The organism is Aeromonas sp. Marseille-Q5825 (assembly GCF_946892685.1).
Lineage (GTDB): Bacteria > Pseudomonadota > Gammaproteobacteria > Enterobacterales > Aeromonadaceae > Aeromonas > Aeromonas rivipollensis.
In genome coordinates, this window is record NZ_CAMPOU010000001.1 from 560,388 (window position 1) to 575,280 (window position 14,893).

The following is a 14,893-nucleotide window of genomic DNA, read 5'->3' on the forward strand; positions in this document are numbered from 1 at the left end:
CCCCGTGCGGCAATCCTCTCTTGCCCCCCATCATGGGGGGCAAGAGAGGCGGTGCCAGCCAGCGGCGCCATGTGATCGGGGTCGGATCCCGGGGGAAACTCCTCATAAAGTGCAACATTTATTGATCCTGATCCCCAGGTACGTACAAAAAACGGCCCATCATCGAGCCAGCTTCCAGTTTCTGACGCTTTCGCTTCTTCCCTCTCCGGCCACCGTCTGCCTCGGCTACACGGTATCAAGTGCATTCGGATGGGGCCTGTTACCCAACAAAGAAGAAAGCAATGTATGAGCAAACAACTGGATATGACCCCACAGCCGGATCTCTCCCAGAAAACGGGGACGGGCCCGGTCCGCACCCGGCTGCCCGTCTGGCAGCCGGCCCTGCCCCCCTGCAATCACGCCTGTCCGGCCGGTGAGAATATCCAGGCCTGGCTTGCCCTGGCCGAAGCGGGCCGCTTCGAGGCGGCCTGGCAGACGCTTATCGAAGAAAATCCGCTGCCCGCCGTTCATGGCCGGGTCTGCTATCACCCCTGCGAGAGCGCCTGCAACCGCGCCCAGGTGGATGATGCCGTCTCCATCCACGCCATCGAGCGTTTCCTCGGCGACGAGGCGCTGGCCAAGGGCTGGCTGCCTGCAACCCCCGCGCCCGCCAGCGGCAAGAAGGTGCTGGTGATTGGCGCCGGGCCCTCCGGCCTCTCCTGCGCCTGGCACCTCAACCGGCTAGGCCATCGGGTGGAGATCCGCGAGGCGGGGCCGCTGGCGGGCGGCATGCTGCGTTTCGGCATCCCTGCTTACCGTCTGCCCCGCGATGTGCTGGACAGGGAGGTGGCCCGCATCCTGGCCGCTGGTGTGACGCTGACCCTCAATCACAAGGTGGAGGATGTGCTGCGCGAGCGCGATGAGGGGGGCTTTGACGCCGTCTTTATGGCCATAGGCGCCCATCTGGCCAAGCGGGTCGATATTCCGGCCCGGGAGGCGGGCAAGATCCTCGATGCGGTGAGCTTCCTCGAGCAGGCGAGTCTGGCCGAAGAGCAGGGCTTGCCGCCCCCCAGACTGGGACGGCGGGTGGCTATCTACGGCGGCGGCAATACCGCCATGGACGCGGCCCGCACCGCCCGCCGACTCGGGGTTGAGGAGGCGATGATCATCTACCGCCGCGACCGGGATCATATGCCGGCCCACGCCTTCGAAGCCCTTGAGGCCGAGGAGGAGGGGATCAAGATCAACTGGCTGCGCAGCATACGCCAGCTCGACAACACCAGCATCGAGGTGGAGGTGATGGCGCTAGATGCCGAGGGCAAGCCGGTGCCCACCGGCAAGTTTGAAACACTCGAAGCAGACTCCCTCATTCTGGCGCTCGGTCAGGAGGTGGACTTGAGCGTGCTGGAGAGCATTCCCGGCGTGCGGGTCAACAAGGAGGGGGTGGTGCAGGTGGCGGGCAACCTGATGACGGATGTGCCGGGTCTCTTTGCTGGCGGCGACATGGTGCCCTCTGAGCGCACCGTCACCATAGCCACCGGCCACGGCAAGAAGGCGGCGCGCCATATGGATGCCTGGCTGCGCGGTCGCCACTACCACAAACCGCTCTCCTACCCTCTGGTGGGGCCGGAGCAGTTGCAACTCTGGTTCCAGACTCATGCGCCCGCCAGCAGTCAGCCGGTCAAACCGGCGTGGGCGCGGGACGACTTTGGCGAGATCATCGGCGGGCTGGATGAGGTGGCCGCCCGTTACGAGGCGGCGCGCTGCTACTCCTGCGGCAACTGCTTCGAGTGCGACGGCTGCTACGGCAGTTGCCCCGAGCAGGCCATCGCCAAGCTGGGGCCGGGCAAGGGCTATCGGGTGGATGCGGCGCGTTGCACCGGCTGCGGTGCCTGCCACGACCAGTGCCCCTGCCACGCCATAGCGCTGCGCCAACCGGAGGAGTCCCAATGAAACATGAACTGATCATGGTCGACGGCAACGAAGCCGCGGCCCGGGTGGCGTACCAGCTGAGTGAAGTCTGTGCCATCTACCCCATCACCCCGAGCTCGACCATGGCCGAGCTGGCCGATGCCTGGGCGGACGAGAAACAGACCAACCTTTGGGGCAACATCCCCACAGTCGTGGAGATGCAGAGTGAAGGGGGGGCGGCCGGGACTGTGCACGGCGCCCTGCAGGCGGGGGCGCTCGCCACCACCTTCACAGCCAGTCAGGGGCTGATGCTGATGCTGCCCAACATGTACAAGATCGCCGGTGAATTGACCGCGGCTGTGTTCCATGTGGCGGCCCGATCCTTGGCGGCCCAGGGGCTGTCGATTTTTGGCGACCATCAGGACGTGATGGCGGCGCGCAGCACCGGCTTTGCCATGCTCGCCTCCGGCTCGGTGCAGGAGGCGCAGGACCTGGCCTTGGTTGCCCACAGCGTCACCCTGCAGTGCCGGGTGCCCTTTATCCACTTCTTCGACGGTTTTCGCACCTCCCACGAGGTGAACAAGATAGTCGCCCTGCATAGGGACGAGATCCGTGCCCTTATCGACAACGACTGGGTGCGGGCCCACCGCGCCCGGGCCCTCAACCCGGATCATCCGGTGATGCGCGGCACGGCCCAGAACCCCGATACCTATTTCCAGTCCCGCGAGAGCGTCAACCCCTTCTACGAGGCGGTGCCGGCCCGGGTGCAGCAGTGCATGGACAAGCTGGGATCCCTCACCGGCCGCCACTACCGGCTGGTGGAGTACCACGGCGCCCCGGATGCCACCGACGTTATCGTGCTGATGGGCTCGGGAGCTGCCACCGCCCGCACCACGGTCGACTGGCTCAATCGGCAGGATCGCAAGACAGGGGTCCTGGTCATTCGTCTTTATCGCCCCTTCCCGGTACAGGCGCTGCTCGATGCGCTGCCCGCGAGCGTGCGCCGCATCGCCGTGCTGGATCGCACCAAGGAGCCGGGCGCCGGCGGCGAGCCCCTGCTGCTGGATGTGCAGAGCGCCCTGATCGACGGTTTGCAGCGTGGCCTTCTCAAGCGCCTACCCTGGCTGAGCGGCGGTCGCTATGGTCTCTCTTCCAAGGAGTTCACCCCGGCCATGTGCGCGGCTGTGTTCGAGGAGCTGGCATCCGATGCGCCGCGCCCGCGCTTTACCGTGGGGATTGTCGATGATGTCTCGGGCCTCAGTCTGGCCTGGCACCCCATCGGCGATCTGGAGCCCGCCAGCCGGGTGCGGGCACTCTTCTTTGGCCTGGGTGCCGACGGCACCGTCGGCGCCAACAAGAACAGCATCAAGATCATCGGCGAGCTGGAGGGGTTCCACGCCCAGGGCTACTTCGTCTACGACTCCAAGAAGTCGGGCTCGCGCACCGTCTCCCACCTGCGCTTTGGCCCCGAGCCCATAGACGCGCCCTGGCTTATCGAGCAGGCGAGTTTTATCGGCTGCCACCAGTGGGGCTTTGTCGAATCGGTAGACCTGCTGGAACATGCCGCGGAAGGGGCGACCCTGCTGCTCAATGCCCCCTATGAGGCGGACAAGGTGTGGGGCCAGCTGCCCGAGCGGCTGCGCGCCCGTATCCGCGCCCTCAATATCCAGCTCTACTGCATCGACGGCGATCGGGTGGCCGAGCAAAACGGCATGGGCAATCGCATCAACACCATTATGCAGACCTGCTTCTTCGCCCTGGCCGGGGTCTTGCCGCGGGACGAGGCCATTGCGCTGATCAAGGAGAGCATAGAGAAGAGCTATGCCCGCAAGGGGCCAGAGGTGGTGGCGCGCAACTTCGCGGCGGTGGACGATACCCTGGCTCACTTAAGCAAGGTGGCGATCCCGGCCGGTGATGAGCCGATCAGCGACTATCCGCTGCCACTGGCCCCCGGCGGCAGCGAGTTTGTGCAGCGGGTCACCGGCGAGATGCTGGCGGGGCGAGGCGATCTCATCCCCGTCTCCATGTTGCCGGTGGATGGCACTTACCCCACAGCCACCAGTCGCTTCGAGAAGCGGGATATCGCCCGCGAGATCCCCATCTGGCATTCCGATATCTGCATCCAGTGCGGCAACTGCGTCTTTGTCTGCCCCCACGCGGCGCTGCGAGCCAAGTTCTATCACCAGGACTGGCTGGCCACCGCCCCCGAGGCGGCCCAGTCGGTGCCCGTCACCGCCAAAGGTTTCCCCGACAGCCGCTACACCTTGCAACTCTATCCGGAAGATTGCACCGGCTGCGGCCAGTGCGTTCAGGCTTGTCCGGTGCGGGCCGGGGCTGATGCAAGCCATCAAGGCGACCGTGCCATCACCATGATGGACAAGGCGCCGCACCTCGCTGGCCAGAAACAGGCGCTGCGCTGGTTCGAGAGCCTGCCCTGGCCTGCCCGCGAGCGGGTGGATTTCTCCACCGTGCGCGGTGCCCAGTTCCTGGAACCCCTGTTCGAGTTCTCCGGCGCTTGCGCCGGTTGTGGCGAGACACCTTATCTCAAGCTGCTGACCCAGCTGTTTGGCGATCGCATGCTGGTGGCCAACGCTACCGGTTGCTCCTCCATCTATGGCGGCAACCTTCCGACCACGCCGTGGGCCAAGAACGCGGAAGGGAAGGGGCCGGCTTGGTCCAACTCATTGTTCGAGGACAACGCCGAGTTCGGCTTTGGCTTCCGTCTCACCGCCGATCAGCATCACGGTCAGGCGGTGGCGGCCTTGCAGGCGATGAAGGGGGAGCTGGGGGAAGCATTGGTCGATACCCTGTTCAACGCCCCGCAGCGGTTGGAGTCGGAGATCCGCGCCCAGCGGGGCCGGGTGGCGCAAGTGCGCGAGCGGCTGGAAGAGGTGAAATCCGGTAAGGCCCGCGAGCTGCTGTCGCTGATTGATCAGCTGGTGCGCCGCTCGGTCTGGATCATCGGCGGCGATGGCTGGGCCTATGACATCGGCTCGGCGGGGCTCGATCACGTGCTCGCTTCCGGGCGCGATGTGAACGTGCTGGTGATGGATACCGAGGTCTACTCCAACACCGGCGGCCAGATGTCGAAATCGACGCCGCTCGGTGCCGTTGCCAAGTTCGCGGCGGGGGGCAAGACGCTGGCCAAGAAGGATGTGGCGTTGCAGGCCATCTCCTACGGCAACGTCTACGTGGCCCGCATCGCCTTTGGTGCCAACCCGCAGCAGGCGCTGCAAGCGTTGCGTGAGGCGGAGGCTTATCCGGGCCCATCGCTGATCATCGCCTACAGCCACTGTATCGCCCACGGCATCGATATGGAGTTTGGCCTGACCCAGCAAAAACGGGCCGTGGCCTCCGGTCACTGGCCGCTGATGCGCTACAACCCGGTCTTGCGCAGTGCGGGGCAGAACCCCTTTAGCCTCGACAGCCTGCGCCCCTCTATCCCCCTTGCTGAATATCGGCAGGAGGAGACCCGTTATCGGGTGCTGGCCCAGAGCCATCCGGAGGAGGCTGAGCGACTGATGCAGGTGGCGCAAAAAGTGGCGTGGCAGAAGTGGGCCACCTACGAGGAGATGGCCACCCGCGAGGCCAGCCAGTTCCATCCGCCGGTGTGAGAGGGGACTAAATCGGTATAACGAAGCGGGCCATTGGCCCGCTTGTTCATGAGAATAACTCTGATTGTTTAAAGAGAAAAATAATTTTCCCATCCGTTAAAAATATGGCCTGTTTTTTGAGGATATATAAGAAGAAAGTATTGGTGTGAAATGAGAAAATTATTGATGGTTCCGGATGTCATTGCTCATCATATAGTGGTAGGTTATTCTTCGATGTTGGTGATGATGAGAGTTCTAGAGCAACCTGAAGTGAAATTTAGCGATAGGATGATAAATGAAAAATGATGAAATGTTAGGAAGGTTAGTAGATAATGCTTTCGACTTCCTAAATAAGGCTGTCGTGGAATTAAACGATTACCCTAAGTTTTCAGTTATTAATTTCCATGCGGCTGTTGAATTGTTCCTGAAAGCTAGATTAATGAAAGAAGATTGGTCCTTGGTTGTCTCTCATAGACAAGAGCCTAACTGGAATAAATTTATATCTGGCAACTTTCAATCAGTATCACTTGATGATGCAGTTGATAGACTTGAAAAGGTTGTGGGGAGTGGACTGACGAAGCCAGAATTTAAATCATTTAAAGAAATAACAAAGCACAGAAACAAAGTTGTACATTTTTACCATGAAGCCCACTCTGCTGCGGAAAATAGTGAACAAATAAGAAGCATTGTTAAACAACAGCTGACAGCGTGGTATTACCTCCACAACATATTAACTAGCCGCTGGAATGATGTTTTTTGTAAATGGAGCGAACCTCTATTAGAAGTAGACAAAAAACTACGTTCGTTACATACATTTCTACAGATTGTTTATGATCAAATTAAGCCTGATATAGAAAAAAGAAAACAGAATGGTGAACTGTATTCAGTTTGTCCATCTTGTGGCTTTGAAGCTCAAAATCATCAGGTGGAACTGGATGAAATATATGAGGCAAGCTGTTTGGTATGTAGTCTGACTGAGAATGTTCTAAAGATTTTATGCCCTTCTTGTTACAGTGAGGTGATTTTTATAAATGAAGGATTTGGTAATTGTAGTTGTTGTGGTGAAAGTTTTGAACCAGATAACTTGGCTGAAATACTGATGGATGAGGGTTCTGCATATGTAGCGATTAAAGATGGTGATTCAACGTGGGATTTAGGTAATTGTAGTAACTGTGATGGTTACCATACTGTGGTGAGAACAGAATCAGACGAGTATATCTGCACTAGTTGTTTCCTGACGCAAGAGCAGGTTGAGAATTGCCAATGGTGCAATGAACCCAATACGGGAGACATGGGAAATAGTTATTGGTCGGGATGTAGCCATTGTGACGGAAAAGCAGGATGGGATAACGATGAATAAAAAACAAAATGCCACCACATTGGCGGCATTTGTCTATCTGAATGCCAAGGCTTTCTGTTCCTTCGAAGGCAGGCAAGCTTCGGGGCAAATAGCGTCAAGCAGGAGAAGGGGACGATGACAGAACAACATATAGCCGGGACGATAGGCATTCTGGGGGCGGGCTGGCTTGGGTCCTGCTGGCAGCATGCAAGCCGATGGCGGTGACGGTCAGCAGCGCCGAGAAGGCGGCCCCTCTACAGGGAGAGGGGATCGCTGCCTATCCGCTGACGATTTCTGCCGATATGCCCGATGAGTAGCCCATCCCCTGCGAGAGATCTGGTGATCTGCGTACTGTCCAGCAAGACCGACGATGACCAGCAGGCGGTGGCGGCCTGACATAGTTTGCCCCGCACCATCGTGAGCGGGCAACAAAAAGCCCGGCGTTGGGCCGGGCTGGGGGATAAGTTGCTTATCCGGGTATTCGTCGAGGCGTCAGTGTGGATGTTGTTTGAGGATGTCGTATATCTCCTCTTTCAGTTTAAGTTTCTGTTTTTTCAGATCCTTCACCTCGGAGCTGTAATCGCTGGCGTGATGTTTTTCCAGCTTCCTGATCTCCGCATCCAGGTCGTTGTGCAAGTCAAACTTCTTTTGGAAATGGACATCACTGCTCTTCAGTTTCGAGATGAGATCTCTGTACTCGGGGAACATGTAATGAAGCCTCCTTGGTGTCGTTTGATTGTGCCTTGACCTTCAAACTACCCCTTCCCCCGGGAGATAAATGTGATCCCGATCCAATTTGGGGCAACGGATTTGCTGCATCTGGCGGATGATTTTTAACTGATTGAATCACAAGCAGATAAGTGATTTATGAGGCGGGCAGAGAGGAGGGAATCGGGAGCTTGTTCACAGTTGTGACGCTTTGATGACGACAGGCTCGCGCCAGGCGGGCAGCAAGAAGGGGCGCAAGGCCCCTTTCTGAAAACCAGTGCAGTGTTTACTCTTTTTTCTTTTTCTTCTCGGGCAGGGGCTGACCGCCGCGGGCTATCACCTTGCCCACCTCGAAGCCTATCTGGGCCGCCAGCTCTTCCAGGTCCGGGGCCTTGGCCTCGTTGCCGATGGCGTACTGGTAGTTGGCTATGGTGATCTTCTCGGCCACCGGGGTGCCCGGCACTATGGGCTCACGCCAGCCCTGGCCCACATGGGCCACCAGGGTGCCGTTCATGATGAGCTCGCCGACTATCTCCTGGGTGGGGATGCCCTTGCCGTAGGTCAGGCCCTGGGGGTGTTTCTTGCCCACCAGGGGTTCGGTGCTTGCGGGCACCAGCTTGGTGCGGATCAGCCACTTGGGATCCTTGTGCTTGCCCACCGCCTTGCCGATCTGGTACTCGTTGATCTTGATGGTCTTGATCATCTGGGCCATGAAGTCCTTGGTCAGGGCCTTCTGCGCCTCGCTGGTCTGGTCGATGACGATGGGGGCCACGTACCAGGTCTGGGGGGCTTGCGCCTTGGGGGCCGCCGGGGCGGTTTGTGCCATGGCGAGCGGGCTGAGCAGGATGGCCGCCAACAAGAGTCCGATTTTCTTCATTGTGATTCCGCTTATGTTTCGACAAGAATTTTGTTTTGCCAGCGACGACTGCGCCAGCGCCAGAACATGGCCAGACCGCGTACCCACTCGTCGCAGGCCAGCGCCAACCAGATGCCTACCAGGCCATAGCCCTGCATGATACCAAGGAAATAGGCCAGGGGAACGGCAATGCCCCACATGGAGACGAGCGCCATGTAGAGCGGGAAACGGGCATCCCCGGTGGCACGCAGGGCGTTGATCACCACCAGGTTGAAGGTGCGGCCGGGTTCGAGGATGAGGCTGATGAGGAACAGCTGCGCCACCTGGGTGATGATGTCGGGGTCGTCGGTGAACAGGCTGATGATGGCGCGTCCGTTCAGGGCCGCGGCTATGGCAATCAGGCTGGTGACGATGAGGCCGAGCTTGAGGCTCTTGATGAGCTGGCGATAGGCCTGCTCGAAGCGACGGGCCCCCGCCAGGTGGCCGATGATGATCTCGTTGCCAAGGCCGATGGAGAGGCCGAACAGCAGGATGAACAGGCAGATCTGGAAGAAATAGGACTGGGTCGCCAGCGCCTTGTCGCCGAGCAGGCCGACGAAGGCCGTTACCACCATGAACTGCAGCATCCAGGAGAGGTTCTCCCCGGCCGCCGGCAGGCCTATGTGCAGCACCTTGTCCAGCATGACCTTGCTTGGCCGAAGGATCTCCGGCAGCCGCAGCCGTATGCCGGTCTTGCGCGCCACTAGCCACACCAGCAGCACCACGCCGACGATGCGCCCCACTACTGTGCTGATGGCGACCCCGGCGACCCCAAGTTGAGGCAGGCCGAACCAGCCATAGAGCAGCAGCAGGTTGCCGACGAAGGTGATGAGGTTGACGATCAGGGTCACGTACATGGCCTGACGGGTGTGGCCATGGGCGCGCAGGGTGGCGGCCAGGCAGAGCGCCGCCGCCTCCGGTAGCAGGCAGAGGCCGATGATCTGCAGATAAAGGGTGGCATCCCCCATCAGGTGGGCGGGCAGGTTCATCAGCGCCAGCATGGTGCTGGCACCGGCCATGACCCCGACCGCGGCCACCAGCCCCACCAGCAGGTTGAAGCCGATGGCGGTGTGGATGACCACCCGCGCCTTCTCTCTATCCCCCGCCCCCAGGTACTGGGTGATCACCACGCTGGTGCCTATGCTGACGAAGCTGAACAAGGTGATGGCGAGATCGAACACCTGGTTGCCGACTGCCAGTGCCGCCACCCCCTGATAGGAGACGTGGCCCACCATGAAGGTGTTGAGGGCCCCGGTCAGGAAGTGCAGGGCGAGATCGATGAACAGTGGCCAGGTCAGGGCGAAGAGGGTGCCCGGGCCCGCGTGGGATTGAGTCTGCATGGGATGTCCAAATACTGGGGATGGCCCTCGTCAGCGCCATCTGGACGGGCATTTAACACCAAGCGGGTGCGGGGTGCAATCCTGCCCTGAGCAAAGAGGGTGCTGGCCCGGCACCCTCTCGCAGTCTGGTGGCGCGCTGCCGTCAGACCGGGGTGGCGCCCGCTTCCTGCTCGCAGGGCCGGGTGAGGCGCGCCGAGTCCGGTAGCGTCTCATCCTGAGGCCAGCGGGAGAGCAGGGTATCAGTGGTGCTCTCCACCACTTCGTCATCCTTGAACACAGGCTCCCGGTAGCAGCGGGTCAGGCGCAGGGCCTGATACATGTCGGGACTGAGGATGACCCCCTCGTCCCCGATCCGGATCCCCGCCTGCTTGAGCCACTGGGTCATCTGGCCGTGGCGACCGGCCATCACCATGTGGATGCCGCGGCGCCTGAGCTCCTTGTGCAGCTCCCCCACCATGCTCATCACGCTGATGTCCTGGTGGGTGAAGCAGGCCACGGCATCCACGATGAGGCACTTGGGATTGTGGGGATCCTGCACCAGCAGCGCCAGCACCCGCCGCTTGAAGTAGGGGGCGTTGAAGTAGGTCAGCGGCGAGTTGAAGCGATAGACCAGGATGCCGGGGATGGCCTTGGCCTGCTCGTTGTCCCCCAGGGTGCGCACCACCCCTTCATCATCCATGCCGAGCAACTGATCGGTGGGGCGCATCACGTTGCGCAGGAACTGGAACAGCCCCAGCAAGACCGCGAGGGTGATCCCCGGGATCACCCCCATGGTGAGCACGCTGATAAAGGTGATCAGCGCCAGCCAGAAGGCGGCGCGGTCCGAGTCGCGCAGAGCCCAGAGGCCGCGAAAATCGGTGAGCGACAGAGAGGCCATCACCAGCACCACCCCGAGGGCGGCGGTGGGAATGAATTGCAGCGGCGCCGTCAGGTAGAAGGTTATGAGGGCGATCACAGCCGCGGCTATGATGGAGACCAGCTGGCTCTTGCCGCCGTTGGCGTCGTTGACCGCGGTGCGTGAATCCGCGCCGCTGATGGCAAAGCCCTGGGAGACAGCCGAGGCGAGGTTTGCCATGCCAAGGGCCCGAAACTCCTTGTCTGCATCGATTTCGTAGCCGTTCTTGGCGGCGAAGCTGCGGGCGGTGAGCATCATGGAGACGAAGCTCACCATGGCGAGGTTGAGCGCCGGCAGCACCAGTTCCCGCATCAGGCCGGGGGGGAACTCCGGCATCTGGAAGGCGGGCAGGCCCGAGCCCACGGCCCCCAGGGTGGCGATATCGAACTGGCCGAGATTGAGGGCCCACACTAGGGCCGCCGTCACCACCATGGCCACCATGGAGGAGGGCCAGGATGGCCTGTAGCGCTTGGCCAGCAGCAGGGTGAGCAGGGCGGTCAGACTCATGGCCAGGGTCGGCAGATGGGTCTGGGTAAGGTAGTCGGTGCCATTCAAGATCCGCTCGATGAGATAGCGCTCGCTGAAGGTGAAGCCGAAGATCTTGGAGAGCTGACTCACCATTATGGTGATGGCCACACCATTGAGCAGGCCCATCAGTATGGGGCGGGAGAGAAAGTCCGCCAGCACCCCCAGCTTGAAGCGGCTGGCGATCAGGCACCAGAAGCCGGTCATGGCGGTCATGGTCATCACCAGTTGCCACTGGCGGGTGGGATCCCCGGCGGCGAGCGGTGTCACCACGGCGGCAATGACGGCGCAGGTGGCGGCGTCCGGGCCGACGATGAGCTGGCGGGAGGTGCCAAAGAGGGCATAGACCACCATGGGCAGTATGCAGGAGTAGAGGCCGACGATGGCGCCCACTCCGGCGAGCTCCGCATAGGCGATGGCCACGGGCAAGGCCACGGCCGCCACCGAGAGGCCAGCGCGAAGATCCGGCATCAGCCAGGCCCGCTGATATTGCAGCAGGGCGGCGAGGCCCGGCAGCCAGCGTTCGAGAGAGAAGAAGTCGCGCATTATTTAACCCATTGAGTTATAAACAGCTTTTTCTTAGTGTGCCCAAGGTTGTCGGCCCATTGCAATCCGGTTATGGCCAGTTCACCACCAGATCAGGCCAGATGCGCTGCCACTCTTTGTCCCTGATCCTGTCGATGAAGATCCGGCTCTCCTGCCGGCAGCGCGGATTGGCATTCACCTGCAGCGACCAGTTGTGGCCAAAGCCATGGGGCGCCAGCCACTCGAACTCATCGTTGGCCAGCAGCCTGACCCCGATGCAGGTGGGGACCTCCACCCAGTGACTGAGCGCTTCCAGCGAGCTGGCGAAGGGGGGCACTCGCTGGCGCATATGCATGCGCGCCTGGTTGCGCACCTCCCAGCGTTGATCAGGCAAGCGAATTCTGAGCCAGGCTTCGTACTCCCGTTCGCCCGTACCTTCCGGGTCGCCCGGATCCAGATAGATAAGATCTATGTCGTTGAGGGGAGTCGGCTCGGCTTTCTGGTGCAGGTGATCCCAGATGAGGTTGCGCACGAAGCCCGCCCCCAGCGCCCAGTCCGGCAGGGCCAGCTCCCGCGCTGCCCAGAGGCAGGCCATGCGCAGGGGATCGGCCCGCAGCAGGGCCTCGGTGCGGGCTTGCAGCTGTGCCTCCCGGGTCGCTTGTGCCTCAACCCCCATGACGGCGCAGCCAGACGTCTATGTAGCTGCAGCTCGGCACTATGGTGAGCTCCTCTGCTCGGGCCCAGTCGTAGAAGCTGCGCGCCAGCCTGTCGGCAATGCCCTGTCCCCTCAGCTCGGACGGCACCTGGGTGCTGCAGGCATCGACAGTGCCCGCATCCAGCCAGCGGTAGCTGAGGCGAGAGGTCTTGCCGTCCACCACGCAGATGAACTGCTGCTGGTCGGCCTGATGAAGAATGTCGCTCATGGAGGCTCCTCAAAGGGTGGGGAAGGGGTATCAGAGCATGCTGGCCGGACTTTGCCAACAGTGCTCTTTGCGGGCCGAGGAGGCTCGCTTACACTGACCGGCCTGCGAGCGGCTCGTCAGGCAAGGTATAGAACAGTTAGCAGAGGATGGATCCCGTTATGGCCTTCGCCACCCTGGAAGATCTGATTGGCAATACCCCGTTGCTGCGCCTGCGCCGCATCAACCCCTATCCCGACGTGACCCTGCTGGTGAAGCTGGAGGGGAACAACCCCGGTGGCTCGGTCAAGGACAGGCCGGCCCTGAACCTCATCCGGGCGGCGGAGGCGAGTGGTCACTTAGGGCCAGGCGCGCGGCTTATCGAGGCCACCTCGGGCAATACCGGCATAGCGCTGGCCATGGTGGCGGCGGCCCGGGGGTACAGGATGCGCCTCATCATGCCGAGCAACATGAGCCAGGAGCGGCGCGATGCCATGCAGGCCTATGGCGCCGAGCTGGTGCTGGTGGAAGAGGGCATGGAAGCGGCGCGTGACCTCGCCCTCGCCATGCAGGCTCGCGGCGAGGGGCTGGTACTCGATCAGTTCAACAACCCGGCCAACCCCGATGCCCACTACCTCTCCACCGGCCCGGAGATCTGGCGCCAGAGCGAGGGGGCAATCACTCACTTCGTCTCGGCCATGGGCACCACGGGCACCATAATGGGGGTCTCCCGCTACCTCAAGGAGCAGAACCCGGCGGTAGAGGTGATTGGGCTGCAACCGGCAGAGGGGAGCCAGATCCCGGGCATTCGCCGCTGGCCCGCCGCCTATATGCCCGCCATCTTCGAGCCACAAAGGGTCGATCGGGTGCTGGATGTGACCCAGGAGGAGGCGCTCGCCACCATGCGCCAGCTGGCGCGGGAGGAGGGGATCTGCTGCGGGGTCAGCTCGGGGGGCGCCGTGGCCGGTGCCCTGCGGGTGGCGGCCGAGCTGAGCCAAGGGGTGGTGGTGGCCATCATCTGCGATCGGGGGGATCGCTATCTCTCCACCGGGGTCTTCACTCCACCCATCTGATCCTGCGCCCCGGGGTCATTCCCATACCTGCTCCAGCAGCGTCAGCAGCTGTTCCCTGTCCGCATCCTTGCGGTTGTAGAGCAGGGCACCGTCGTTGATGGCGAGATCCCGGATATCCTTGAGCACGGCTCTGTCCGTCACCCCGGCTTCCGCCAGGGTACGCGGCAGCCCCACCGCCTGCCAGAGACTGTCCCTCAGGGCGCAGAGTGCATCCAGGGCCGCCTGGGGGCGCAGGGCCTGTGGGGTGGCCGCGAAGCGCTCCGGCCCCGCCAGCGGCAGCAGCAGGCGGGCCAGCTCGGTGTCTATCTGGGGCCTGTTGTAGTCGAGCACCGTGGGCAGGAAGAGGTTCATGCACAGGCCGTGGGGCAGGTGACAGCGGGCCCCCAGGCTGTGGCCGAGGGCGTGCACCAGCCCCACCATGGAGTTGGAAAAGGCCATGCCCGCCAGGGTGGAGCCCTCCGCCAGTTGCAACCGCAGGGCCTTGTCCTCGGGGGCCAGCAGCACCCTGGGCAGGGCATCGGCTATCTTCTCCACCGCCATCAGGGCCAGGGCGTCGCTGACCGGGTTCTTGCCGTTGCCGATGAAGGCCTCGATGGCGTGGGTCATGGCGTCCATGGCGGTGGCGGCCGTGATGGGCAGCGGCAAGCCCTGGGTGAGGCGCGGGTCCAGCACCGCCAGCTGGGGCAGCAGGAAGGGGGAGGTGAAGGGTACCTTGCGCCCGCTCCCCTCGTCCCGGATCACTGCCACCAGTGTCACCTCCGATCCGGTGCCCGCCGTGGTGGGCACCACAGCCAGCGGCTTGAGGGGCCGGGTCAGGCAACCTGCCCCCGCGTGATCCAGCAGCCGCTCCCCGCCCAGGGTGACCAGGATGTTGACCGCCTTGGCGGTGTCGATGACGGAGCCGCCCCCCAGGGCCACCAGGCTGTCACAGCCGAGCTCCCGCCAGCGGGTGGCGATGCGCTCCACCACTGCGGTGGAGGAGTCGGCGGGGATCTGGTCCCAGATGGCGGCCACCGGCAGGCCCCCCTCCGCCAGCACATTGGCCAGCAGGGTGGCGAGCCCGCTGCCGCCGACCCCCTTGTCGGTGAGCAGCAGCGGACGGCGCGCCCCCAGCGCCATCAGCTCGTCCGGGAGCTGCTCCAGTGCCTGCTCCCCCGCCATCAACCTGACCGGACAGAAGAAATCGTAATAACGGCTCATGGTGTTCATCC

Annotated in this window: 11 protein-coding genes; 4 read left to right on the forward strand and 7 right to left on the reverse strand. The window is 62.2% G+C overall.

Annotated features, from left to right (window positions below):
* Positions 1-285 precede the first annotated feature (285 nt).
* From OC537_RS02690 to OC537_RS02700, 3 genes are all read left to right on the forward strand, one after another.
* Positions 286-1,932, forward strand: coding sequence for an NAD(P)-binding protein (locus OC537_RS02690; RefSeq protein ID WP_262109122.1), 1,647 nt, complete (start codon positions 286-288; stop codon positions 1,930-1,932).
* Positions 1,929-5,504 carry a pyruvate:ferredoxin (flavodoxin) oxidoreductase gene (gene nifJ, locus OC537_RS02695; protein WP_262109124.1) on the forward strand — a complete coding sequence of 1,192 codons (3,576 nt, stop codon included), beginning with the start codon at positions 1,929-1,931 and terminating at the stop codon, positions 5,502-5,504. Before OC537_RS02690 ends, nifJ begins: the two co-directional genes overlap by 4 nt.
* Positions 5,505-5,778: 274 nt before the next feature.
* The gene (locus tag OC537_RS02700; protein ID WP_262109127.1) at positions 5,779-6,843 is read left to right on the forward strand and encodes a hypothetical protein; all 1,065 of its coding nucleotides are present in this window, start codon (positions 5,779-5,781) and stop codon (positions 6,841-6,843) included.
* A 471-nt stretch (positions 6,844-7,314) separates the two neighbouring features.
* On the opposite strand, the gene OC537_RS02705 is transcribed toward OC537_RS02700, so the two are convergent.
* From OC537_RS02705 to OC537_RS02730, 6 genes are all read right to left on the reverse strand, one after another.
* The gene (locus tag OC537_RS02705) at positions 7,315-7,530 is read right to left on the reverse strand and encodes a YdcH family protein (protein ID WP_005313020.1); all 216 of its coding nucleotides are present in this window, start codon (positions 7,528-7,530) and stop codon (positions 7,315-7,317) included.
* 286 nt (positions 7,531-7,816) lie between these two features.
* Positions 7,817-8,407 carry a hypothetical protein gene (locus OC537_RS02710; RefSeq protein ID WP_262109129.1) on the reverse strand — a complete coding sequence of 197 codons (591 nt, stop codon included), beginning with the start codon at positions 8,405-8,407 and terminating at the stop codon, positions 7,817-7,819.
* An 11-nt stretch (positions 8,408-8,418) separates the two neighbouring features.
* A complete protein-coding gene (locus OC537_RS02715) occupies positions 8,419-9,765 on the reverse strand; it encodes an MATE family efflux transporter (protein WP_111911229.1) in 1,347 nt (448 codons plus the stop codon).
* 142 nt (positions 9,766-9,907) lie between these two features.
* Complete coding sequence (locus OC537_RS02720) at positions 9,908-11,731, reverse strand: SulP family inorganic anion transporter (protein WP_106887406.1); 1,824 nt, start codon at positions 11,729-11,731, stop codon at positions 9,908-9,910.
* Positions 11,732-11,801: 70 nt separating this feature from the next.
* The gene (locus OC537_RS02725) at positions 11,802-12,386 is read right to left on the reverse strand and encodes a nucleotidyltransferase family protein (RefSeq protein ID WP_262109133.1); all 585 of its coding nucleotides are present in this window, start codon (positions 12,384-12,386) and stop codon (positions 11,802-11,804) included.
* Entirely contained in the window at positions 12,376-12,633 is a 258-nt protein-coding gene (locus OC537_RS02730; protein ID WP_262109135.1) for a GNAT family N-acetyltransferase, read from the reverse strand. The genes OC537_RS02725 and OC537_RS02730 overlap by 11 nt, the downstream gene beginning before the upstream one ends.
* A gap of 146 nt (positions 12,634-12,779) precedes the next feature.
* On the opposite strand from OC537_RS02730, the gene cysM reads away from it, so the two are divergent.
* Positions 12,780-13,682, forward strand: coding sequence for a cysteine synthase CysM (gene cysM, locus OC537_RS02735; protein WP_262109137.1), 903 nt, complete (start codon positions 12,780-12,782; stop codon positions 13,680-13,682).
* A 15-nt stretch (positions 13,683-13,697) separates the two neighbouring features.
* Here the strand turns inward: cysM and OC537_RS02740 are convergent, their stop codons facing one another.
* A complete protein-coding gene (locus tag OC537_RS02740) occupies positions 13,698-14,882 on the reverse strand; it encodes an iron-containing alcohol dehydrogenase (protein ID WP_163155993.1) in 1,185 nt (394 codons plus the stop codon).
* Positions 14,883-14,893 lie beyond the last annotated feature (11 nt).

Bases quoted from the DNA above. Each gene is read 5' to 3' on its own strand.
- OC537_RS02690 (WP_262109122.1), top strand. From the start codon at position 286: ATGAGCAAACAACTGGATATGACCCCACAGCCGGATCTCTCCCAGAAA.
- nifJ (WP_262109124.1), top strand. From the start codon at position 1,929: ATGAAACATGAACTGATCATGGTCGACGGCAACGAAGCCGCGGCCCGG.
- OC537_RS02700 (WP_262109127.1), top strand. From the start codon at position 5,779: ATGAAAAATGATGAAATGTTAGGAAGGTTAGTAGATAATGCTTTCGAC.
- OC537_RS02705 (WP_005313020.1), bottom strand. From the start codon at position 7,530: ATGTTCCCCGAGTACAGAGATCTCATCTCGAAACTGAAGAGCAGTGAT.
- OC537_RS02710 (WP_262109129.1), bottom strand. From the start codon at position 8,407: ATGAAGAAAATCGGACTCTTGTTGGCGGCCATCCTGCTCAGCCCGCTC.
- OC537_RS02715 (WP_111911229.1), bottom strand. From the start codon at position 9,765: ATGCAGACTCAATCCCACGCGGGCCCGGGCACCCTCTTCGCCCTGACC.
- OC537_RS02720 (WP_106887406.1), bottom strand. From the start codon at position 11,731: ATGCGCGACTTCTTCTCTCTCGAACGCTGGCTGCCGGGCCTCGCCGCC.
- OC537_RS02725 (WP_262109133.1), bottom strand. From the start codon at position 12,386: ATGGGGGTTGAGGCACAAGCGACCCGGGAGGCACAGCTGCAAGCCCGC.
- OC537_RS02730 (WP_262109135.1), bottom strand. From the start codon at position 12,633: ATGAGCGACATTCTTCATCAGGCCGACCAGCAGCAGTTCATCTGCGTG.
- cysM (WP_262109137.1), top strand. From the start codon at position 12,780: ATGGATCCCGTTATGGCCTTCGCCACCCTGGAAGATCTGATTGGCAAT.
- OC537_RS02740 (WP_163155993.1), bottom strand. From the start codon at position 14,882: ATGAGCCGTTATTACGATTTCTTCTGTCCGGTCAGGTTGATGGCGGGG.